Source organism: Paenibacillus sp. Soil766, from assembly GCF_001428105.1.
Lineage (GTDB): Bacteria > Bacillota > Bacilli > Paenibacillales > NBRC-103111 > Paenibacillus_E.
In genome coordinates this window covers 193,102-216,100 of sequence record NZ_LMSJ01000005.1, presented here as the reverse complement: position 1 = coordinate 216,100, position 22,999 = coordinate 193,102, and the positions used below count along the sequence as shown (strand labels likewise).

Sequence of the window (22,999 nt, the reverse complement as noted above, 5' to 3'; positions counted from 1 at the left end):
CCATCGCTAGGAAGCACCCAAAATAGTTGAATATATGATTTATGCTCCTGGCGTTGGAGTGCCTCTGAATGCATTTACAGTCTTGTCCATAACAACCTGTGCATCACTTCCCGAATCAAGAATCGTATTATGAAGCGATTCTTTTTCTACCAATACTGTTGTTACGGCAAGCGGCTCTGACGCTTCGGTATTCAACAAAGCGTCTACCTGCGCAGAGAAACAAGCATCACTTACCTTGGCATGAACCTCCGTGGCAACAACATGGTTATTAGAAATGTAATTTCCATTACCCGAAACAATACGTATGATTACAGGTGTTGCACCTACCGGCTTGATGTTCTGAGTATTAATTCCTTCAGAAAAGTGATTAGCAATCACAGAATTATTATTGCCACTGATATAGAGGAGACCATACAAATCATCTAAACCATTGTCTATTCCTAGAAAAGGGGTCCAAGGTTCATGGTCACGTAAAAAGTGATTTGAAGAAACCAAGTTTTCCGAACAATTTTCCCTGAATACCACCATACCTGGATAAAATGAATGAAGTCTATTATTTGTGATACTGGAACGTGTCACACCATCAAAATAGATACTGCTCGCACCTCGTGGGAAAACATTATTTGCTGTAATCAAAAGTCCACCAAAATTTTGAGCGTAAATTGAATATCCTTTAAAACCGGCTCCTATCAAGTTGTCGGTTATCTTTGATGCCTGTCCCCAACCTCGTAGTTCTATACAGTTGCCACATTCAGCTATGAAATTATCATGTATCGTCAGTGCATCTGCATGATAAATAGTAATTCCATGCTCTAAATACACAAACCCCATGCCTGTAATCCGAAATGAGTCGCAAGCACTTGCAACATAAATACCCGTTTTTCCGTTAGTGTATGTGTTTTCCGGATTTGTTTCTCCTGAACCGTCTTCAATAAAATGCAAACCATCAATACAAAAGTTAGAAAACTCTACTGAACTTATGCGTGGATTTCCACTTCGTTCAACATAAAATGCAGCTCCTTTATACTCCTCGTCATTTACTCCTAGGGGAATATCTACGAGTACGCGACTTCCTCCCGGCCACAATTCATGCAAATCCGCCCATTCATTCTCAGAAGTATTAAAACGAATACTCGAAGATGTAAACCCGTGTCCAGAACCCATAATTTTAAGATAACTGATATCTATAACTACTTGACTGCCAAGATGATAATCTCCCGGTGGAATATAGATAACCGCACCCGGTTTTCCGCCTTTATTCACATCAGTGTCCGTTTGCCTGCTTTTAATATCTGCTATAATGCTATTGATTACCTCACCAATATCCTCATACGGATTTCCGACAGGCCACTCTGTTACGTCGTAATAATTTTTACTAGCCATAAATAAATACCCCTATCAATTTTGTGTGTTTGTTCACCATACCGAGTGAAGTTGCCATATATCAAGAGAAATGAGTTCCACCTTATCTCCGAGACTATAAAGTTTCAAGTTTATACTGTCCGGATTCGGATATATGTTATTGGTCATTGTCGTGCGCCCTTCATCCGCAAATACTTCTACAACGCAAGTATCTAAGTAGATATGTAGCCTTAATGTATCCTTATCGGCAGATTCCAGTTTACATCTTCGAATACCCTGACTCCATCCGTCCGATCTGTTTCTATCAAATTGAAGTTCTCCAGACTTAGGCAAATAAGAGAGTACAGTCTCCTCGTTCCCGTCATCCGACACCCGCATTTTGAAGCCGAATTCCTCCGCCTGGCAATTTTCCAGATTGAATTCCGCCATAATCTCTAAACTATCCCCTTTTATCGATCGGGGAAGCGTTTGTATTTCCTCTTCAATCACCGTACGGTCAAGATGGAAATGTTCCCCCCTTAACGCCTTTAATTCTTCAACTGGAAGAAATCTCAGATGTCCGTTATCGTCCATCTCTACAGTTCTAGGAATGGACATCGCGCCGCACCAATTGTTTTTATTAGTGGGACCGAAATTTTGAAACCACGGCATCCAATCCCAAGCGTTTAACCAACCCACGATAATCCTTCTTCCTTTGGAATCAAGGAGGGACTGTGGAGCATAATATTCGAAACCGCAATCAACTTCTCCGCAATAATCCCAGGTAAATCTTCCGGTGTGATAGTCAAATTCACCTGATAAATAAATCGCTTTCTTCTCACCCATTCCCATTGGAGAAAACATCAGTATATGACGATCACCGAGTTGAAATAAATCGGGACACTCCCACATCGTGCCCATCGTACCATCACTCTCGGCCACCACACCAACATATTCCCATGCGTTTAGTTCATTCGATCGATATAGTAAAGCCCTTCCTTTCCCATCTTTACTTGAACCTACGATCATGTACCATTTATCTTGATGTTTCCAAGCTTTGGGATCCCTGAAATCTGCGGAACTATCTTCCGGCGGAGCCGAGATTACCGGATTCCCAATATATTTTTGAAATGTCACACCATCATCACTCGTAGCTAAACATTGGGTTTGTACACTGCGCCCCTCTTTCATTGCAGTGCCGGTATAAATTAACGTCAATATCCCATTATGATCAACGGCGCTTCCGGAAAAACATCCGCCTTTTTCGTCAAGGTCATAGGTTTCACTGGGTGCCAAAGCAATTGGAAGGTGTTCCCAATGGACCAAATCTTTGCTTTTTGCATGCCCCCAATGCATCGGACCCCACTCAGCCGAATATGGATGAAACTGGTAAAACATATGATATTCTTCGCGATAATAGATAAGTCCGTTAGGATCATTTAGCCAATATGCAGGGGCCATAAAATGATAGTGTAAGCGCATGGGATCTTTGGCCACATGATCTTTCATATTTGCTATGGATTGTTCGGCTTTGGCCAACATGTACTTATGATAGGTGTTATGATCGTATTGCAATCCGGTTTCCTCCTCCTAAATTATGTCTCTATGAATCGACTCATTCTTTTACGGCACCCATCGTCATACCGCCAACGATGTAATTCTGCATGAAAAATGAAAACAGCATAACAGGCAGGCTAAATAATGTTGCCGCAGCAGTCATGGGTCCTAGATCCAAACCGTAAGCTGTTAAAAACTCAGAAATTCCCACTGGTACCGTCTTAGCAGAAGTGCTTGTTAAAAGTAATGCGAACAAAAAATCATTCCAAGAAAGCATAAAGCTAAAAATTGCGGTAGTTGCTAATCCAGGTAACGAGATTGGCAAAATAATACGCATAAATGTTCCAAACATCCCGCATCCATCGACACGCGCGGATTCATCAAGCTCTTTGGGCAAATTTTCGAAAAATCCAATCATCATCCAAATGGCAAATGGAATGTTAATGCTGGTATAGACTAGTACAAGTGCTATTTTTGTGTCCATTAAACCTAATTGCCCAATAATACGGTACATAGGTATTGCAACGCTGATCAGAGGCGTCATGCGAACCACTAAAGTAAACAACAGAAACATATTCCCGAGCTTTGATGCAAATCTAGTTAAGCCATAAGCAGCTAATGATCCCAGAAAGACACTCGACAGTGTCCCTGCCATTGCGGTTACAAGACTGTTAACAAAATATTTGCCGATGGCTAGTTGATGAAACAGGGCAGTATAATTGGCTAAGGTAAACACAGAGGGCAACAACGACGGGTTTGTGGAGATCACTTCCCTTGGGGGTTTCAGTGAAGATAACACAAGGTAAGCGTATGGAAATAAAGTAATAATCAAAAAAATACATGAGATGACGAATACAAGTAACCCGGCAACTCTGGATTTCTGTTTACTTATGGTAATAACCATCTTGCTGATCTCCTTCCTATCGAACCGCATTCTTATTTGGATTCCAGAATTGTTTAAAAAAGAATGAACAGATCGCCAGCAAAATAATCATAAAGATTACAGCCATTGCGCTTGCATACCCTTCTTGATTGTATCTGGCTACCGATTTATAAATTAGTGTACTTACTAATGAAGAGGATCCGCTAGGACCACCTTGTGTCATAACCCAAATAATATCAAATGATTTTGCGGCATCAATTATTCGTATGATTACTGCAACGACAATGACCGGTTTTAAACTCGGCAGCGTGATATGCAGGAAGTTCTGAAACTTATTGGCTCCATCAATACGCGCCGCTTCATACAAACTTTCAGGAATTCCTTGTATACCCGCTAATAATATCAACATCATAAAGGGTGTGGTAAGCCATACGTCGGCAATCATACAGGAGATTAACGCATACTTAGTGTCAGATAACCACAAGATACTTTGAGGACTCTTAATTAAACCGATTTTGTATAAAATGACATTTAAAATACCAAATTGGTCATTCAGCATAAACTTCCATATTAACCCACATACTAAAGGCGAGATCATTAATGGACTCAATAGTAAGGTACGAATGATGTTGGCGCCTTTAAACCCTGTACTTAGCAAAAGAGCAAGGATCATACCCAATAACAACTCAATTGCTACTGCACCAATCACATATTCGATCGTATTAGTCAAAGATTGATGGAAGGTATCCGAAGTAAGTGCCTTCGTATAATGCTGTACACCAATAAATTTGGAAGGGTCGTCATCGTCAAAAAAACTGTCTTTAATAAGCAATAGCATTGGATAAACAAAAAACAATATCATGAAAACGAATGCTGGTAAAAAAAATAAGAAAGAAAGCTTTTGATCCCTTGAAGACATATCCATCATCCTTCTGCGAGAATTGAACGGTTGAAAAGGGGCTTGAACCTCAGCCCCTTATCCCGCTTATCTACCTTGTATCTCGTTAATTAATGCTGCTGCTTTGTCTAATGCTGCTTTCGGTGTTTCCTTTCCTGCGAGAGCTACTTGAATCGCAGTGACTAATGCTTCACTTTCGATTTCGTTCCAACGTGGCAATATCGGGCGATTCTGTGTTTGGCTGCCAGCTAGCGTAGTTTCAAGCGCTTTCAGGTGTGCATACTCCGGTTTTTGGCCGTAACTCTCGAAGACCGATTTGCGTGCAGCCACACCTAATGCTTTCATAAATAATTCATTTTTGTCATAAATAAATTTCACGTACTGTTTGGCGATATCTTGTTTTTTGGATGTGCTTGGGATCACTTGATACCAAGGTCCAGGTACTACCCCTACTCCTGAATCTCCGGCAATCATAGGCGCCGCTCCCACTTTACCCGCTACTTTCGATTTAGTCGGATCGTTAGAAGGGACAAAGAAATGTGCCCACTCCAGCATCATCGCCATTTTTCCATTCCAAAACATTTCAGAAATTTCAGAAGAGGCCATGTTAAGTGCACCTTCTGGCGCAGATTTATCTTCACGCAGTATCTTTGTTTCAAATTCCAGGGCTTTTACATATGGCTCCGAGTTGACTAAGGCTTTATTATCTTTACCTACAACCAACGGTTTGGCTCCTGCTTGCGCCGCATGGTCCAACCAACTGGCAACCGAATCACCGTTATTCATTCCTAATATACCTGTACCATATTGTTCGATTTTCCCATCATTATCTGTATCACGAGTAAAGAACTTTGCTACATCCCTGTATTGTTGCCAATTCGTAGGCGGCTTCAAATCATAGCCATACTTAGCCTTAAATGTCTCTTGTTCCTTCGGATCATTAAATAGATCCGTTCGATACAATAAAATTTTTGAATTCGTCCAAAGCGGCATGCCCAAAATTTTACCATCAACTTTACCGCCATCGACTACATTAGGTACAAAGTCATTTTTGACTTCATCCGTCATGAGATCATCCATGGCTACCAAGTTTTTAGCCAGGGCAGGAAACCATAGGATATCAATCGTGGCAACATCGTATGCTCCTGAGTTCGCTTTCATTTCAACATTCAATTTGTCGTAGACACCGATGTAGGGAACCGTTTCAATCTTCACTTCATAGCCGGTCTTTTGCTTGAATTCTTCCGCCGTTTGGGTAGCGACCGTGTTCGCAGGACTTCCACCCTCAACCAAAATCGTAATAGATTTATCCGATGAGCCAGATGCTCCTTTCTCAGATGTCTGTTGTCCTTTATTGGACGCCGTGCTTTCAGGGTTCTTTTCATTATTGGAACAACCAACTAAAATCGTTGAAAAAGACATGCATAGAACAAGTACACCGGATAAAAGCTTACCTTTTAATTTCATAAAAAGTTACCCCCTCATTTTTATGTATCCCATAATCGTTTCTGCATCATTTTCATTTGTTTTACTATGCTCTCCTATACCCTCGCCCCCCTAGCCCCCCTAAGTTATAAGTAAATTTTAGCCAATATTGCGTTTCTGGAAAACGTTCGACTTGCTCAGTTAAACGTTTTCTTTTCTACAAAGCTAATAATATACTAATATTCAAGCATTGTCGTTGGCTTAAATTATTAATAATTTGTCAAATATTGCAGTTAGAAGTAACTACTTGAACTACATAATCTGTCGCCCTATTTACGGATTGAAATAGCCCTAACCTGATAAGTAGAATCAGGTTAGGGCTACTATTTTGTTACTTCTACGCTATGACTGGCAGCCAAACATTGACGGTTGTCCCTTTCCCTAATTCACTTTCGAACTGCAGGCCATATTGAACACCAAAATGGAGCTTGATTCTTTGATCCACATTCTGTACGCCGATACCACTCCCTGTCGCAGATGTACGATCTATTTGGTATATATGATCGATCTCTTCCGGAGACATCCCGATTCCATTATCGATGACCTGAAGAAGAATACAGTCGTCCTTCTGTATCCCGGTTATTTGAATGTGACCTTTCCCAGCATTATTTCTTATACCATGATAGATGGCATTTTCTACTAAAGGCTGTAAAATAATCTTAATTATCTTATAGGAAAGTATACGCTTATCCACATTGATTTCAAAATCCAATTTAGATTTATACCGCATTTTCTGGATTGTTAAATAATTCTTAATATGCTCGATTTCGTTAAAAATAGAAATCAATTCTTGTCCTTTACTAATACTTAAACGAAATAACTTGGCCAAGGATGCTGTCATCAGGATGACTTCGTTCGATTTTCCAGTCTCTGCCATCCATATGATTGAATCTAACGTATTATAAAGAAAATGAGGATTAATTTGAGCTTGTAATACCTGCAACTCGCTCTTTCTTTTTAATTCTTGTTCCTTCACATTTTGTATCATTAGTTCTTTGATTTCTGTGGTCATTCGATTGAAGCGTTTACTTAAATGCCCAATTTCATTGGAGCTTTGAATATCAACCTGAATGTCAAAATTCCCTTTCTCTACCTCTTTCATCGAACTTTCAAGATGTTTAATGGGCCTTGAAATACGTAAAGATAGAATAATTGAGAGCAGTACTACGATGATTAGAAATCCAATTCCTCCAAAAAAAGTATACATTTGCAGCTCATTCTTATTGGAAACTAATTCGTCCACATAAGTGACTCCGACAATTTTCCATCCGGTACTTTGCGATGTTTTAATCGTGTACATCCGGCTATTTTTACCTTCTGAAGTCACAAAGCTGCTGCCAGGAGTACGCATAACTTCAGAGATCAATTCAATTTTCTGATTATTGTTAATCATTTGCTGCTCCGGGTGATACACGATACTCCCATTTGCATCCACAATGAAAACATATCCCCTATTTCCAAGTTTAATCTTATTGCAAATATCGTTGATAACACTATAGTTCAAGTCTACAAGCAGAACACCAAGCTTTTCATCCCCGACATCACTACTCAGTTCACGACTTAAAGATATTACTGAATTATAGTCGTTAAGGATCATATTCTGTACATGGGAAGAAGAAATAACGACCTTCCCCTTCGCTTCAATTGCCTTCTTATACCAGCTTTGTTCAGTTGGTTCCACTTGTGGATTTAGTTTAATATTTTTATTGTAAGGGATAATTTCGCCATTTGTACCGAAGATAAGAATCGATGAAATATCTTTTCTTGTGTTTAACACGGTATTCAGTTGGAAGGATATTTTCTGTTTCAAGTCTTCCTTACCGATCGCACCCAGATATACCTGTTTCAAGAGGTACTCCTTAATATCATAATTAGAAAGGACCATACGCGAAATATTGTCCATATAATTGATATAACTATCCATATTCGAGCTTACTTGTCCCATCAGTTGATAGGTATAATCACGTGAATTTTTTTTCACTGCATCTGTGGAAAGACGATAAGACATCCATGCAATTACCGTAATCGTGACCACAATTAAGCATGAAAAGGCAACAGCAATGGTTGACTGAATACTTTTAAAACGAAAAAAGTGCAAAAATCGATTACCGACCATGTTTACGCCCCTTTACCTCATTTTGCGAAATACAGTCGGGGTCATACCCGTCGCTTTTTTGAAAATTAAATTAAAATAATGGGGATCAATATACCCTATGCGATCCGCGATTTCGTAAGTTTTCAAATCCGTACATTTAAGTAATTCTTTCGCCTTTTCCACACGAATCCGAGTTAGATAACTAATGAACGTCTCTCCGGTATGGTTTTTAAAAATAAGGCTAAAGTAACTTGTACTAAGAACCAGATACTTACAAACCATATCCATGGATATTTTCGCATCCGCATAATTATCTTTTATATATTCTTCTGCTTTCAAAGCTTGCAGCTTACAAAAATTGTTTCTAGTCTCAAGGATGGCACCTGATATATGCAAACAATAATTTTTAAGCCAATCTTCAACTTCATCAAGAGTTTTTAGCCCGTAAATTTCGGTCAATGGGCTTGAAGAAGAGCTATAATGTGTTTCACGAATCTCAAGCTCATCCAGAACATCCAAAATCGAGACGATTATTTGCTGTATGTGAATATAACAGCGTTCCATTGGTAAATAGGATTCCTTTAAATTTTCAATGATTCTCTCAACGATCCATGAAATCTCCTGCTGTGTTCCTGACTTTAAGGTAGGGGCGAGCTTTCTTTCCCAATGTTTATCGTAAGGAATGCTCTCCCCGAGTCCTTCTTCAAGGTCTCCGAAATGTATGATCCGATTCTTTCCAAGAAAAAAACGATAATCTAGCGCAAATGATGCCCTTTTATGAGAATGATGAATGAATTGCAGCGAAGCGCAAATATCTCCTACACCAATAGACACTGTAAACTTTAGATACTCTCTTACTGAACGATTGATCTCTTCGAAAATTATCGTAGCTTCTTCACGGAGCGTTTCCATATTCTCACCAAAGAGAATGGCAATTGTTTTTTCATTGTTGTTTTGAAACACAATTCCGTTCTTTTTTCTTGCAATAATTTCCCCACTAATATTGCACACTGCAAAATAAAGTAGTTCGCTCTCACTTTCGGGATAAAATCTTTGCAGTTCTCCGTGATCATCTACATCTATCACTGCGACTATATAATAGCTTCCAGGTAGATCAATATCTAAATAAGCTAGTTTATCTTCAAGGTTGCTTTCTCGAAGTTCTCCTGTAACCAACTGATTCAAGAAGCGCTCTCTTACGAGAGGCAAGCTCTCTTTAATCTGCTGCATAAGCTTACTTAAATCCTCCACCTTACGATTCTCATCGTCAAGATCCACCTTTACCTTGGAAAGTATTTGAGATAATTCATCAGCCGTATTCGGCTTCAAGATATAATCATGAACCTTCATCTTCAAGGCTTGCTGAGCGTATTCAAACTCATCGTAACCCGTAAGAATAATGACTTTGGTCTGGGGATAATGTTCAAATAGATAGCGTGTCACATCTAAACCATCCATCAAGGGCATGTTAATATCCGTTAAAATGACATCAGGTTGAAGTTGTTCAAGGGATTGGAGCACATCACGACCATTTTCAAAGACTCCAACGACCTCAAATCCTAATTTTCCCCAGTTTAGACTATCTCGAATCCCCTCTCTTACGTTATCTTCATCATCCGCAATGATAATCTTATACATATACCTCACCATTATGCTTTCCAAGTTTTTTAAGCATATTACCAACCTTTGTAAGTTTCTACATTGTCTTGACTAATCAAGTCAACTGGAATTTTAATTAACGATTCAATCTTTTCACCTTTAAGTACTTTAAAGCCTTCATCCATTGCCAACTTAATCATTTCAAAGGGATACTGCGCTGAGGTCGCAACAAAACTTTTCTTCTCTTTGAGCGCTTTAACAGCATCTGGTGCTCCATCTACGCCGACGATAAACATTTCTTTATCGCGACCTGCTTGTTCCGCAGCAATTTTGGCACCAACTCCAGAAGGGTCATTCGTGGCAAATACAGCGTCAATTCCCCCTTTTTTATAGGTTTGCAAAATGGTCTCCATCATGGAAGCTGTTATTTCACGGTTGCCATGTCCATTTATTTTGGCAACTACTCTAATTCCTGGAGCAGCTTTAATTGCCTCTTCAAACCCAGCGATACGGTCCGTAACAGCAGATACAGGAGGGCCATCAATGACAACAACTTTTCCTTTTCCATCTAAGCGCTTAACAATATATTCCCCAGCTAATTTGCCAGCAAGAAAGTTATCTGAGGTTACGACTGTGTTCACACCTCCATCTGCATCTACGTCAACTGCAATGACCGGGATTCCCGCCGCTTTAGCTTGACTAACAGCACCTGCAATACCTATGGAATCTACAGCATTCAGAAGTATCAAATTTACTTTTCTTGCAATGAAATCCTTGATTTGAGCTGTTTGCTTAGCCAAATCACCTTCTGCACTTACTGTAATGACATCAACACCATGCAGTATTGCACCAGCAGTAGCGCCTTTGGACATTGCAACAAAGAATGGATTGCTTAAATTTTGTAAAGTAAATCCTACCACAACTTCATCCTCTTTTACTGGCGACACTGTTTTTTCTGTAGGTAAAGATGCAACTGTTGCTTCTGATGTATTAGGAGGTTCCGTTATTTTACTTGAAGAGCATGCAGTAAGAGCAACCATACCAAAGGCAATTAATAGTAATGACAATACTTTCATACTTTTCATAGTAGACTATCCCCTATAATATGGCTGTATAAATAACTAACACGAAGATTCTGGTGAGAAAACCTCTATCGAGGCCATTCAAAGATGTGCGTTTTTCGGGAACCGAAAACTTATACTTTCTAATGTGGAAAAACAAAACCCCCTATCATCTTTAAGGGGGTTCTTGAAACCTTATCCGCAGCACTTTCTTCTCATTATTGGTACGTATCACTCCATATGGAATTGAGTGTATAAATCGTTAAGGATTTCACGCTAACACTACCGTTTTTCGCGTACATTTTTATTTCTGCTAGTGTTGATAATGGGAAAATTTGATCTGTTATGACACGCTTCCCATCATTTGCAAAAACTTCAATGGACGACCAGTCTACGAAAATATGCAACTTAATCATGCCATTCTCCGGTTTCAATTCAACATTATGCTTGCAGGCAAAATGTTCATGAAATTCGGTAACTCCAGAGCGACTTCGATCCATATACAGCAAGTGCTCCTGAACGCAATAGCTTATAACCGTTTCTTCTGTCTCGGAGGACCTTAGCTTCAAACCAAAATCTAAGGCATCACAAATTTCAAATTCAGCAATAATTTCTAATAAATCGCCTTCAGTTATCGTTATTTCGGAATTTCTCAACTCGAATGCTGCCCGATCCACTTTATTCCGCCTCTTAGCCTCTAGCTCGCGGATCGGCTTCTGGTGGAGTCGTACTCCCTCTAATTCTGTCGCAAGTGTTAACTCTCTAGGAAGCGTCATCGCACCTCTCCAATCGGCAGTTGGAATGATGTTGGCGTATTTCCAATTGTTCATCCACCCGATAAACAAACGCCGCCCCTGCTGTTCAGTCACATCTGACCATGTAACCCCCGCGTAATTATCTCTCCCATGATCCAGCCAAAGAAGCGGAGCAGGACTTTCCTCAGGAACAAACGTGTCCCCATTAAAAGTCCCAATAAAATATTGTGTACGGGAGCCTTCAGTGAACTTAACATCATCGCCAATACTAACAATTAGCACCCATCTCGTGTTGTTGAGTTCATTGTCAATAGGCAGTTCGAATAAATCGGGACACTCCCAAACGCCATCATGTGAGCCTTGCCCTAATCCGAATTGGCCGGTATATGTCCAATCTTTCAAATTAGGTGATTTGTAGAACCGAACATAATCACCCGCAGCAATGACCATCACCCAGCATTGACTAGGTTCGTACCACATGACTTTGGGATCACGGAAATCAGGAAGAGCTTCTTCGGTCAATACAGGGTTGTTGGCATATTTCGTCCATGTGCGCCCGCGATCCATACTGTAAGCTAGACTCTGTCTTTGCCTAATTTGATCCGTCCCCGGTATCGTATCATGATGCGTAAAAATAGCGACAAGACCCGCTTTACCGGCAAAAAATCCGCTCGTATCATGCTTGTCAACCACTGCGCTTCCTGAAAAAATTGCGCCGTGCTCATCAGGAGAAAGTGCGATAGATAGATGCTCCCAATGAACCAGATCCCGACTGACAGCGTGCCCCCAATGCATAGGTCCCCAAACCGTACTTTCGGGGTGGTATTGATAGAAAAGATGATATTCCCCCTCATAGAACACCATCCCATTCGGGTCATTCATCCACTGGTTACTCGGTGTGAAATGAAGCTGCGGTCGGAATTGAGTTCGATTGTTAGCTGTTATCATGCATCTTCGTCACCTTTCGTATCTCTTCAAGAGTTGGAATCGCAGGAATGGCACCTCTTCGGGTCGTGGTTAAAGCACCAGCTGCATTGGCGAAGCTGATCAAGCCCTGAATGTCATATTCAGTTATAGTCTGGATGTCATAATTTCCATCCAACCAGCCATGAAGAAAACCGCCAAAAAAGGCATCACCCGCACCTGTAGCATCAATAGCATCTACTGTATACCCACGAACGCTTCCCGTTGTTTGACCGAATCGGTAGAAAGCTCCCTTTTCTGCAAGCGTTATTAAGATGACCGAAAGACCAAAGGACTCAGATAGCATGCGTGATCCCTCATCAAGATCCGTAACCCCCGTTAGGAATACGAGCTCTTCTTCGGATAATTTCACAATGTCAGCATAAGACAACCCAAACTCCATCATTCGTTTAGCGTGTTCCAAATCGTCCCAAAGTGGAATTCGCAAATTAGGGTCAAACGATATCTTGCAGCCATTTTCCTTGGCGAACAGCAGTGCTTTCTTCGTCGCGGAAGCCGAAGGTTCATCCGTCATAGACAACGAGCCAAAGTGAAATAACTTCGAATTCGCGATTAAATCCAAGCGTACTTCATCTACTGCTAGCAGGGTATCAGCTCCAGGTTTACGATAAAAGCTAAAAGAGCGGTCGCCGCTTGCATCTAATTGAACAAAAGCCAGCGTCGTATTTGCTTCCTTGCTCATCACTACCCCCTGCGTATGAATACCGCACTTTTCGAGCGTATCCACTAGAAACTGTCCGTGATTGTCAGCTCCTACTTTACTGATGAAGCCAGTCCGTTTGCCCCACTTAGCTAATGCAGCCAGCACATTGGCTGGCGCGCCTCCAGGATTGCGTTCAAATAATGTATATCCTAAATCTGACTGCCCAGCTGGTGTGAAGTCGATTAACACCTCACCTAATGCAACGATATCATACATCGCTCTCTCTACCTCCCGATATGCTCATCCTTTTTATTCTACACCGACACCTGAAATGCCGGTTTGATCTCCCACATTTGCATGGACAGGATTGGAATGTCTCTCTCCCCTTGCAACTGTAAACCTAGCGCGTCCAGCCTAGAAGGGTAGGCGCGTGTCGTTAAGCATTTTTGCCCATTGGCGTAAACTTCGATCAATGAACGATCAACATATACCTGCAAATCCAGAGGTTCTCCTTGAAGTTCAAGCAAACCTTCTTGAATGCCTGTCGTTCTTTCACGTACATCTAACGTTGTTTTATTACGATTAACACCTAGCTGCTCGCGATCCTGATCATAGTAAAGAACGGTCTCTTCTTCCCCATCCGGTGTACGTCTTACCGAAATTCCATATTGGTGCACGGCTCCTAGACCAAAAGTTAACTCGATCTCAAATGAATCATTTCGTATGTGCTGCAAGCACTCATTCGCTTCAGCCAAGCTAACATTTTGGATGTTCAGAAGCTGCTCCCCCCGGAGCTGACGCATCTCCTCGATAGGCTCAATCCCCAGCTGCCCATCCTCCCGCAAAGTCAAACTGATTGGCATGCCAGCACCGTGTGACCAACCACAATCGTAATCGATTTCTGGTGTTCGCTCACCTTGAGCTATTGTAAACAGCAGCGATCTTCCAGATACAGGATCAACCATGCCGCTTGGGCCAGTGAAATGGAAATCACCTACATCAATGAGTCTTGGTTCTTCATGATCCGGGATAAAACGGAAACAGCTGCTATCCCACTCTCCCAACCAATAATTCACTTCTACTTTAGCCTCTGGCCCCCATGGGCTTATCAGTAAAATATGTTTACCTGTTTCCTGACCATCACGCTTTAACGGCAGCAGTACAGGAAGCTCCCAAACAACCCCAAGGTAGGGATACTGCTCATAATTGCTTACAAACAGGGGACCTTCTAGCTCCCAATCAGTTAAGTTCTCTGAGCGGTAGACCATCGCGGTGCCACCTTTCCCCTCAATTCCCGTACCGACGAGCATAATCCATGTATGATCTTCCTTCCAAACAAAGGGATCTCGGAATTCACCAAAGTATCCAATCCCAGGCTCCTGAACAACAATTGGCTCAGAATGTTTCACCCATTTTTTCAAATCTAGATCCCTATCCTGCGGATACGTTGTATGAGCTAGACCTACCGATTGATTTGGAGAACAGGCGTAATTACCTGCTGTATAAAATAAGGCCGGATATCCATGTTCATCATACGCCGCACTGCCTGACCAGATCCCGTCCGGATCTATACCGGGCTCTGGCGCTAAAGCAGCCGGAAGATCGCGCCAATGTACCAAATCCTCGCTCACCCAATGTCCCCAATGAATATAATGCCAGAAAGGGCCATTCGGGTTGAACTGGTAGAACAAGTGATACTGCCCATTGAAATAAATAGGCGCATGCGGTTCATTCATCCAATGACCAGGCGAAGTCAAGTGGTACTGCGGACGATGCCGATCCTGAGCAAAGTTAGCTCTCTGGATTGCTAGATGCTCGTAAGGAATAGCTGGTACTACCCCACCGTGCTCGCTTACATAATCCCGGTAAGATTTTGCGATATCCTCTTCAGACATCGCAAGATCGTAGAGACGAAGCTCATCCATCAATCCATCGAACATATTCATCGTGAAGGCTTCCGCTAAGATAGCCCCCTTATTATTTCGTCCTATGAACAAATCTTCCTGACATGGTGTAATCCCGATATCCTTCTTTGCAAGCTGCTTTTCGGAAACCTTGTTTCCATTTAAATATAGCTTCAGTAAACCTGTTAATGCTTCGTACGTAGCAGAAACAAAGGACCATGCACCTTTAGGAATCGGGTGATCATAGCACCAAACCTCCACCCACTCTTCGCCTAACGCAAGCTGGAGTGACCAAGACCCATGACGGGATAATCCAAATACATAACCCTCGCAGCGTTCTCTGTCATGTTGATTCACGATCGCCGCAAGGCGCTGCTCGTCTCCGAAGTCATAACTTCGCGGTGCTAGCCAAGCGGTAATCGTCAACGATTTCGTCAACCTTGGACATTGGTCTACTGGACGCTGCAGCCATGTTGAATAACCATCAAACAACAGAGCATGCCCACGAATGCCATCCCGCCAAACCGGATCTTGGGGAGGTTGAAACCGGCCTTTGGCAAGCGCATAATGAATGTGATCCCAACTACGCGTACTTCGTTCTTGCACTATACCCCCCTGCCCCTCATCGAAGGGCCAATAGGCAACAGGTTCCATGGTTGATTCCTCCTGATTTCTCATTACTTGGACGCTTTGATGTAGCGGTCCAATGCGTCTTGGTAGATTTTCAATAAATCATCTAATCCCATTTTCTTCAACGTCGCTAAATAAGCATCCCACTCCTTCTCTACGCCGCCTTCCATCAACCATTTAGAGCGTTTTTCATTGGTCAGCTTGGCAAGATCGGGTTTGATTTTGCTGATTTTATCCAGCTCCTCCGGTGTAAAGAAAATACTCGGGTAATTTTCTTTTTCCATCTGCTGAACGAAGATATCCTTGATACGATTCATTCTTTCCAATGCACGTGGCTCGGGAGCGACGAGGTTTTGGAAATCCTCAGCTAAGATGACACCCGTCATGTTCGGCGCAACCTTTTGACGGAATTCACCTGCGGCTACCCCTGCATCAAGTGGTTTCTGTACAAGCTTGCCGTCTTTTTCATCAAATACAACACCAATCGGTCCCCAGTGAAGCTGAGCAGCCATCTTCGGCTCATATTGCAAATCTAGCCATCTGGCTGTGATTTCAGGATTTTTGTTCACTTTCGTGATGACAGGACCTCCACGACTCCATGGAGAGCCATTATTATATTTCACGACCATGTCCTTGAAAGGAGGGACGAGCGCATAATCCTTAGCACGGTCTGGTCCGACAATTTCCGTCTCTTCCCACCAGAGGTAGGAGCCTAGCGTAACATCCTTTGTTTTTCCTTTTGCGAAGTAAGGAGCCGGATTGTTGTTGAAAGTAAAGGAGTCTTTATCAATAAGGCCCTCTTCAACCCATTTGTGAAAATAGGAAACTGCTTCTTTGTATTTCGGATCGATTGCCGCATAATTCACTTTGCCGTCTTTCACATTCAAGTGTTCGATAAACGAGTTATCCCCAGGTTGGTACGTTTTGTCAGGAACTCCGAAAGCTCCGAACAAATAACCGATATCACCGGTCCAGAAGGTATTCATAAAAGACATCGGCACTTCATCTGCTTTGCCGTTACCATTAGGGTCTTTCGTTTTGAAAGCAGTAAGCACAGCATGCAGCTCCTCAATGCTCTCAGGCATCTTCAAACTCAGCTTATCCAGCCATGCTTTGTTCAAGAAGAGGAAATCTGGGTTCGAACCGATGCCAGCTTGCCCTTTGCCCAGCTCTTCAGCAACTGGAAGGGAGTATATTTTCCCGTCAGGTGCGGTAACGAACGCCTTCAGCTCTGGCCTTTTCTCAAATAGCTTCTTCATGTTAGGCATATACTTATCGATGAGGTCATTTAAAGGAATAATCGTGCCGTCCTTGCTATATTTCATTAAATCGTTATCTGTAAAGCGCGCGCCGTAGAAGACATCTGGCAAGTTGGAGCTGGCAAGCAGAATGTTCTTCTTATCATTGTAATTCGCCTCCGGCACATTATCCCAGTCCACATGTACGTTGGTCTGTTCTTCCAGACGTTTGAAGATTTCCATCTCTCCGTAATTCGGCGCAAGCGGCGCTTTCGGCGATAGCATTTTCAGTGTTACCTTATCCTTTACGATCGGGTATCCAGTTTCGTTAAAGTTCTTGGTTGCCGCATTCTCGCTGTTTTGCGGGGCTGCCGTATCTTTTACATCTGGCGTTTTGTCACTGCATGCTGCCAGCACCAGACTCAAGCACATCGTCACCATCGTTAGCGTCGTTAATTTTTTCTTCATATACGATCCTCCTCGTTATATGTAACCCCTTAAGATTTATACCTGATCCCTGGATGCACGCTTTAGATATCACCGAAAGACAGCCACCACCTCCAATCATGCTTGGCATTCGCATCTCTAACCCTTTACAGAACCAATTAGAACACCTTTAACGAAGTAGCGCTGCAAGAAAGGGTATAGTATGAGCAGTGGTGCTGCTGCAATGAGAATGACCCCATATTTGATTAGTTCCGATACCCTTTGTTTAGCCAAAAGCGAGTCAATATCCGACACCATGTCGCCGATTGGCTGGCTTTGGACTAGAATATTACGCAACACTAGCTGAAGCGGATACAGCTTTTCATTTTCCAAATAAATTAATGCATCAAAAAATCCGTTCCACTGCCGAACAACCGCAAATAACACTAGCACAGCTATGATCGGTTTGGATAAAGGAACAACAACACTCCACAAAAATCGCGTATTCCTGCAGCCATCCATGAATGCCGCTTCTCTAAGTTCATCCGGTATGCTGGATTGGAAGAACGTCCGGGCAATTATAATTCCGAATGCATCCACGGCTGATGGCAAAATGACTGACCAAATCGTGTTCACCATGCCTAATTGCTTGACTAACAAATAGGTAGGAATTAAGCCGCCTGAGAAAAACATCGTAAATACAAAAAACAGCATAATCACATTGCGTCCATAAAAATCCTTACGAGAAAGCGGATATGCGGCTCCTATCGTAAGCGCAACACTGATCAGCGCACTTGTGACTGCATACACAATTGAATTTCCATATCCAGTCCATATCTGTGGATCCGATAAAATTCTCGTGTAACCCTCGAGTGTAAAGCCTTTAGGCCAAAGCCATACATGGCCTGCATAAATTTGATCGGGCTCACTGATGGAAGCTATGACAACGAAATAAAGCGGGTATAATATGAGCATCGCAAAGCCACTCAATAGTAGTATGTTTAATGCATCGAACCACTTGTCTGCGGTGCTCTTAGCCGTAATCATAATGTGAAGTCCCTCCTCTCTTTTTAAAATAGGCTACTGCCGTTTACTTTTTTGACAATGCGGTTAACGGAGATAAGGAGAACAAAATTAATCAAGGAATTAAACAAACCAACTGCTGCGGAGAAGCTGTATTCCGCTCGCTGCAAACCAATTTTGTACACGTACGTAGCAATAATCTCTGATGAACTTGCGTTTAGATCATTTTGCATGAGAAATGCTTTCTCAAATCCAACATTCATGAGATTTCCGATCGCCAATATGAACAATATGAGAATTGTCGGCTGAATCCCAGGGATATCAATATGCCAAATTCGGTGCCATTTCGTTGCACCGTCCACGACTGCCGCTTCGTGAAGATGCGGATCGATACCGGCTAGCGCCGCTAAGTAGATAACCGAGGCAAAGCCTGTTTCTTGCCACACGCCGGAGAAGACATACAGGCTTTTGAACCATTCTGCCTTCGATAAAAAGTAGATTGGCTCACCGCCAAACAGTTGAATAATATGATTGATGAGCCCGCTGCCAGGGGATAAGAAAACATAAATCATACCAACAAGTACCACAGTAGAGATGAAATAAGGAGCATAAATAACCGTTTGAATAAAACGTTTATACCTTTCGTGGAGCAGCTGATTAAGCATAAGTGCAATTAGAATCGGTACCGGAAATGAAACCACTAAAGAGAAAAGACTGAGTCCTAACGTATTCTTAATGACCGTCCAGAAGTTGAAAGAATCGAAGAACCGTTGGAAATGCGTTAATCCTACCCAGGGACTATCCCAGAAACCCTTGGATGCGATGAAATCCTTAAATGCGATTTGAACCCCATACATCGGCCAGTATTTAAAAATAATGAAATAAATCACAGTTGGCATAATAAGAAGATACAGCTCGTAGTTGGCTTTGATCTGTTTGAGAGGTTCTTTGAATGTGACCATTATGAATGATACATCCCCTTTCATTTTATGGAAAAACGTTTGCGTAAACGTTTTTCTAAAGGTCAAAAAAAAGCTGGATCAGCTTTTTAACATGAGCCTCGTAGGATTAACGAGGTTGGCAGTCTGTATTCTTTGCTAATCGTACCCGGGTTCTCAATCCGCTCTAACATGATCTCTGCCGACTTCACGCCAATCTCATAAGATGGCTGCCGGATAACCGACAACGGCGGGGAAGTAATTTGAGTCCAATCGTAGTCGTCAAAGCCAATAACAGCCAACTCGGTTGGGATTTGAATCCTACTTTCTTGCATGTATTTCATGGCTCCCATTGTTAACACATTATTAGCAATGAACAGCGCAGTTATTTCTTTCTCCGCAAGCAGATCTTTGACGCCCTCGTAACCGCTCTCAAGGTTGGATTCCGCAATCCTCACAATGGAAGAATCGAATGGAATGTTGTGGTCTGTCAGTGCTTTGATATATCCCTCATAGCGCTCATTGCTTGTTGTAATACCAAGCTCTCCTGTTAGCATCCCAATGCGACGGTGGCCTTTAATAATAAGGGTTTGGACTGCCTCATACGCGCCTCCAATACCGTCAGCCAGCACGCAATCCCCAATATAACCAGTAGGTTTACGGTCGATAAACACGACAGGATAATTCGAACGCACGATATCGGTTAAATAACTGACATCTTCAGCAATAGAAGCAATGAACAAACCGTCAATCAGCTTAGAATTAAATAATTTAATCTGCTCTTGTTCATCTTCAATTTGTTCCGTTGTATTGTTGCTCAATAGTAAATGATAGCCGTGCTGCTTCAATGTATACTGAATCCCCTGCGCTACCATCATAAAGAAGAAATTAGAAGTATCCGAGGGAAGAACCGGCACAATAAGGCCGATCGTGTTAGATTTCTGGCTGCGCAGGCTTCTGGCTGCTGAATTGGGACGGTAATCAAGCTCTTGCATCGCCTGGTAAACCTTGCGCTTAACTTCATCCGATACATAGCGGGTGCTATTAATAACATGAGACACAGATGCTATTGAAACGCCCGCATGCTCGGCTACCTGCTTAATACCCGAACGCATCATAATTGCCCCTCTTTTCCCAGAAAAACGTTTACGTAACCGTTTTCTTAATCATTATAGATTCCCTCTATTTAAGTTGTCAATGGTATTATAAGGATTTAATGCGGTTTGTTCCCACGACCTTTCATTAACATAACGAGAAAAAGAATAGACGGTATGATTCCAATAAAAATCTTGTTGACCATAAATTGATTCGCTACGATTCTCCCAATCTCTAAATGTGACTGCCAACTTGTAGGCAGAAAAGCTGTTAAATAAATAAGCCCCCCAACAGGAAGCGCAAACCTTCGATAGTCTGTATGAAACATTTGAGATAACCCAAGTACGGAGGCCAAAAACCATAATGTCGATTTGATTAATATTCCCGCGTAAAAAAGTAAGATAACCAGTGCATCGAAACGCTCAAATACTTCTGCAATCTGAATCAGTTGTACCGACTGTAATAAAGGTACTGTACTTATGTTAACTAATCGTGGACCTAGAACGATCAGATTCATTATATTGCAGAGAGTGATAACAATCCCGGATACAAAAAAAGATCGAATCGTCGTTTTTGTCATCTCTTTCTTCTCGTCTAAATAACTCCAGAACACGAGAAAAATCACCATTTGACCAAATGGAAACCAAACGGATTCAGCTGTACTTTCTTTTAATATAGGTTGAATGCCTTTTTCCATCATCGGTAGAAGATAGTCAAAATGAACATTACCCGATACAAAGTGCATAATAAGCAAAATTAAATAAAAAGTCAGCACACCCACTACAATATATTCGGCTAAACGGAAAAAAACTTCTATTCCCTTGTATATCGCATAAATCGATAAAGTCACCATAATCAGCATAATGATTGAAATAGGACCTTTTGGAAGAATAGTCAAGAGCGTAAGATCACCAAAGTCTCGTACATTTCGCATGGCTTCGTAAGCAAACATTAGGGCATAGAGGAATAAGACCGTCTTTCCCACAATTGAACCGAAATATGTAATCAATATCTGACTTAAATTTTTTTCAGGTTCCCTACATTGGATCGCCAAAAAAAGAAAAAGCAGCAGTAATCCTAGCAGCATGCTAATGACTACCACCAACCAGGCATCTTGACCGGTTTTGATTCCTATTTCAAATAATGGCGTGCTTCCAATTTGAAATAAGATAATCATCGCACCTAACTGATATTTGCTGATCCGCTCCATAAAATGCCTCCTTTCTCATTCTTTTTTTTCGGATAACTTGGAAAAGGAGTCATCAATCATTCCAGTTCGTCGGATCGTTACGTGAACTTTAACGTCCAAGCTGATATCAGCGAACTCTTTCTCCCAGTTCTTACTCAGTTCTTTCCAGTCTTGCGGATAAGACTCGTGGAATTTGTCACCGAAGCCCAGTATATCTGCTTTCAGCCTTTTCGCGGCTTGGAAGGAGTCTTCGACATCATTTTTTATTTGTCCCTGGATATATAGCTCGAGTTTACGTAAGGTTTTAGGCTCTTTCAGTTTCAGATTACATGCCGTTTCATTCAGATTTCCTTTGGCTTCAATTTCTACGGACATGAACAAGTTACCGTCCGTAATTTTCGGGTTTAAGTTAGTATGGGATTGTTCAACCAAAAAGGAGGATAGATTCTCACTTTGGGTCTCCCCTTCACAAGAAAAAACGATTGTCATTTTCTTCATCTTATTCGTTATCCAAGGGATTCCGATGCTTTCATTCCGGCTTAACCATCCTGCAAATTTATCTTCCTTAAATACCCCGACTCTATCCAATTTCAATACGGTGGATTTACGCGTTTCTTTGAGTGCATCTAAAGAATCTTGCCCCTCTCGCTGACCTGTGATTTTGATTTCTGGCACAGTAGAGCTAGCGGTAGGATTTGTCATTGTAGAAATGAGTTCGTGCATTTTAGAAGGGACTAGGTTGGTTAATCGGTCTGCTTGTTCACTTACCAAATTGGAAATCGCATTTCCGGGAATGGATTCTAACGGAGTAAGGATCTCAAGTACATGCTTTGCGTCTCCATCCGAAAGGAGAACATTCGTATTTTCCCTTGATTCGTAACTTCTCAAATAAGCGTCTAATATTTGATTGACTCCATATTTAGCAACACGTTGGCTAATAATAATGACCCGAGTATGGGAAAAAAAAAGGTGGCGTGGAGCCTCCAAATCACTCTTTTGAATGGCCTCCTGTATGGTCTTCCCTTTCGATGAAAAGACGGTAACTGGAGATTGGGAACTGCCTCCGCCAGATTTACTCTGAGTTGACTTCGGTATGATAATTTGAAAGGTCAATACCCATTGATTATTTTCATCTAAATCAAAGGCTATTGCGCTGATAATCCCCAATTTGTTTAGTTCGATATGGTTTGAACAACCACTATTAACGATTAGCATAATGGTGATCAACAGCAGGATTATCCATCGTTTCACTTCC

17 protein-coding genes are annotated in these 22,999 nt (G+C 41.8%); all 17 read right to left on the bottom strand.

Translation table 11 applies throughout. The features are described from left to right. Positions 1-39 precede the first annotated feature (39 nt). On the bottom strand, positions 40-1,383 hold the full coding sequence (locus tag ASG89_RS05450; RefSeq protein WP_057309447.1) for a NosD domain-containing protein: 1,344 nt from the start codon (positions 1,381-1,383) through the stop codon (positions 40-42). Positions 1,384-1,416: 33 nt separating this feature from the next. Next, positions 1,417-2,916 (bottom strand): glycoside hydrolase family 32 protein, encoded by a 1,500-nt coding sequence (locus ASG89_RS05445; RefSeq protein WP_235549620.1) that lies wholly within the window; start codon positions 2,914-2,916, stop codon positions 1,417-1,419. Positions 2,917-2,956: 40 nt separating this feature from the next. Beyond that, positions 2,957-3,802, bottom strand: a complete 846-nt coding sequence (locus ASG89_RS05440) for a carbohydrate ABC transporter permease (RefSeq protein WP_057309445.1) — start codon at positions 3,800-3,802, stop codon at positions 2,957-2,959. A 16-nt stretch (positions 3,803-3,818) separates the two neighbouring features. Further along, positions 3,819-4,700, bottom strand: a complete 882-nt coding sequence (locus ASG89_RS05435) for a carbohydrate ABC transporter permease (RefSeq protein ID WP_063867701.1) — start codon at positions 4,698-4,700, stop codon at positions 3,819-3,821. Positions 4,701-4,766: 66 nt separating this feature from the next. After that, positions 4,767-6,146 carry an ABC transporter substrate-binding protein gene (locus ASG89_RS05430; RefSeq protein WP_057309441.1) on the bottom strand — a complete coding sequence of 460 codons (1,380 nt, stop codon included), beginning with the start codon at positions 6,144-6,146 and terminating at the stop codon, positions 4,767-4,769. 355 nt (positions 6,147-6,501) lie between these two features. Then, a complete protein-coding gene (locus tag ASG89_RS05425; protein WP_057309439.1) occupies positions 6,502-8,280 on the bottom strand; it encodes a sensor histidine kinase in 1,779 nt (592 codons plus the stop codon). Between the two features lie 12 nt (positions 8,281-8,292). Then, on the bottom strand, positions 8,293-9,897 hold the full coding sequence (locus ASG89_RS05420; RefSeq protein ID WP_057309437.1) for a response regulator: 1,605 nt from the start codon (positions 9,895-9,897) through the stop codon (positions 8,293-8,295). 38 nt (positions 9,898-9,935) lie between these two features. Beyond that, entirely contained in the window at positions 9,936-10,943 is a 1,008-nt protein-coding gene (locus ASG89_RS05415; RefSeq protein WP_057309435.1) for a substrate-binding domain-containing protein, read from the bottom strand. Positions 10,944-11,137: 194 nt separating this feature from the next. Further along, positions 11,138-12,622 carry a glycoside hydrolase family 32 protein gene (locus ASG89_RS05410; protein WP_057309433.1) on the bottom strand — a complete coding sequence of 495 codons (1,485 nt, stop codon included), beginning with the start codon at positions 12,620-12,622 and terminating at the stop codon, positions 11,138-11,140. Further along, positions 12,609-13,577: a carbohydrate kinase family protein gene (locus ASG89_RS05405; RefSeq protein WP_057309431.1), complete on the bottom strand. Its 969-nt coding sequence runs from the start codon at positions 13,575-13,577 to the stop codon at positions 12,609-12,611. Before ASG89_RS05405 ends, ASG89_RS05410 begins: the two co-directional genes overlap by 14 nt. Before the next feature lie 38 nt (positions 13,578-13,615). Next, the gene (locus ASG89_RS05400) at positions 13,616-15,859 is read right to left on the bottom strand and encodes a GH32 C-terminal domain-containing protein (protein ID WP_235549619.1); all 2,244 of its coding nucleotides are present in this window, start codon (positions 15,857-15,859) and stop codon (positions 13,616-13,618) included. A gap of 23 nt (positions 15,860-15,882) precedes the next feature. Further along, a complete protein-coding gene (locus tag ASG89_RS05395) occupies positions 15,883-17,541 on the bottom strand; it encodes an extracellular solute-binding protein (protein WP_057309426.1) in 1,659 nt (552 codons plus the stop codon). A gap of 117 nt (positions 17,542-17,658) precedes the next feature. Continuing rightward, complete coding sequence (locus ASG89_RS05390; protein ID WP_057309424.1) at positions 17,659-18,546, bottom strand: carbohydrate ABC transporter permease; 888 nt, start codon at positions 18,544-18,546, stop codon at positions 17,659-17,661. 23 nt (positions 18,547-18,569) lie between these two features. After that, a complete protein-coding gene (locus tag ASG89_RS05385) occupies positions 18,570-19,484 on the bottom strand; it encodes an ABC transporter permease (protein ID WP_235549618.1) in 915 nt (304 codons plus the stop codon). A gap of 86 nt (positions 19,485-19,570) precedes the next feature. Next, on the bottom strand, positions 19,571-20,578 hold the full coding sequence (locus tag ASG89_RS05380) for a LacI family DNA-binding transcriptional regulator (RefSeq protein WP_235549617.1): 1,008 nt from the start codon (positions 20,576-20,578) through the stop codon (positions 19,571-19,573). A gap of 95 nt (positions 20,579-20,673) precedes the next feature. Next, positions 20,674-21,765, bottom strand: coding sequence for a GerAB/ArcD/ProY family transporter (locus ASG89_RS05375; RefSeq protein WP_057309420.1), 1,092 nt, complete (start codon positions 21,763-21,765; stop codon positions 20,674-20,676). A 15-nt stretch (positions 21,766-21,780) separates the two neighbouring features. Beyond that, positions 21,781-22,995, bottom strand: coding sequence for a Ger(x)C family spore germination protein (locus ASG89_RS05370; RefSeq protein WP_057309418.1), 1,215 nt, complete (start codon positions 22,993-22,995; stop codon positions 21,781-21,783). Positions 22,996-22,999: the final 4 nt, after the last annotated feature.

Excerpts from the sequence above, each read along its gene's own strand:
- ASG89_RS05450 (WP_057309447.1), bottom strand. The coding sequence starts at position 1,383 with ATGGCTAGTAAAAATTATTACGACGTAACAGAGTGGCCTGTCGGAAAT.
- ASG89_RS05440 (WP_057309445.1), bottom strand. The coding sequence starts at position 3,802 with ATGGTTATTACCATAAGTAAACAGAAATCCAGAGTTGCCGGGTTACTT.
- ASG89_RS05435 (WP_063867701.1), bottom strand. The coding sequence starts at position 4,700 with ATGTCTTCAAGGGATCAAAAGCTTTCTTTCTTATTTTTTTTACCAGCA.
- ASG89_RS05430 (WP_057309441.1), bottom strand. The coding sequence starts at position 6,146 with ATGAAATTAAAAGGTAAGCTTTTATCCGGTGTACTTGTTCTATGCATG.
- ASG89_RS05425 (WP_057309439.1), bottom strand. The coding sequence starts at position 8,280 with ATGGTCGGTAATCGATTTTTGCACTTTTTTCGTTTTAAAAGTATTCAG.
- ASG89_RS05420 (WP_057309437.1), bottom strand. The coding sequence starts at position 9,897 with ATGTATAAGATTATCATTGCGGATGATGAAGATAACGTAAGAGAGGGG.
- ASG89_RS05415 (WP_057309435.1), bottom strand. The coding sequence starts at position 10,943 with ATGAAAAGTATGAAAGTATTGTCATTACTATTAATTGCCTTTGGTATG.
- ASG89_RS05410 (WP_057309433.1), bottom strand. The coding sequence starts at position 12,622 with ATGATAACAGCTAACAATCGAACTCAATTCCGACCGCAGCTTCATTTC.
- ASG89_RS05405 (WP_057309431.1), bottom strand. The coding sequence starts at position 13,577 with ATGTATGATATCGTTGCATTAGGTGAGGTGTTAATCGACTTCACACCA.
- ASG89_RS05400 (WP_235549619.1), bottom strand. The coding sequence starts at position 15,859 with ATGGAACCTGTTGCCTATTGGCCCTTCGATGAGGGGCAGGGGGGTATA.
- ASG89_RS05395 (WP_057309426.1), bottom strand. The coding sequence starts at position 17,541 with ATGAAGAAAAAATTAACGACGCTAACGATGGTGACGATGTGCTTGAGT.
- ASG89_RS05390 (WP_057309424.1), bottom strand. The coding sequence starts at position 18,546 with ATGATTACGGCTAAGAGCACCGCAGACAAGTGGTTCGATGCATTAAAC.
- ASG89_RS05385 (WP_235549618.1), bottom strand. The coding sequence starts at position 19,484 with ATGGTCACATTCAAAGAACCTCTCAAACAGATCAAAGCCAACTACGAG.
- ASG89_RS05380 (WP_235549617.1), bottom strand. The coding sequence starts at position 20,578 with ATGATGCGTTCGGGTATTAAGCAGGTAGCCGAGCATGCGGGCGTTTCA.
- ASG89_RS05375 (WP_057309420.1), bottom strand. The coding sequence starts at position 21,765 with ATGGAGCGGATCAGCAAATATCAGTTAGGTGCGATGATTATCTTATTT.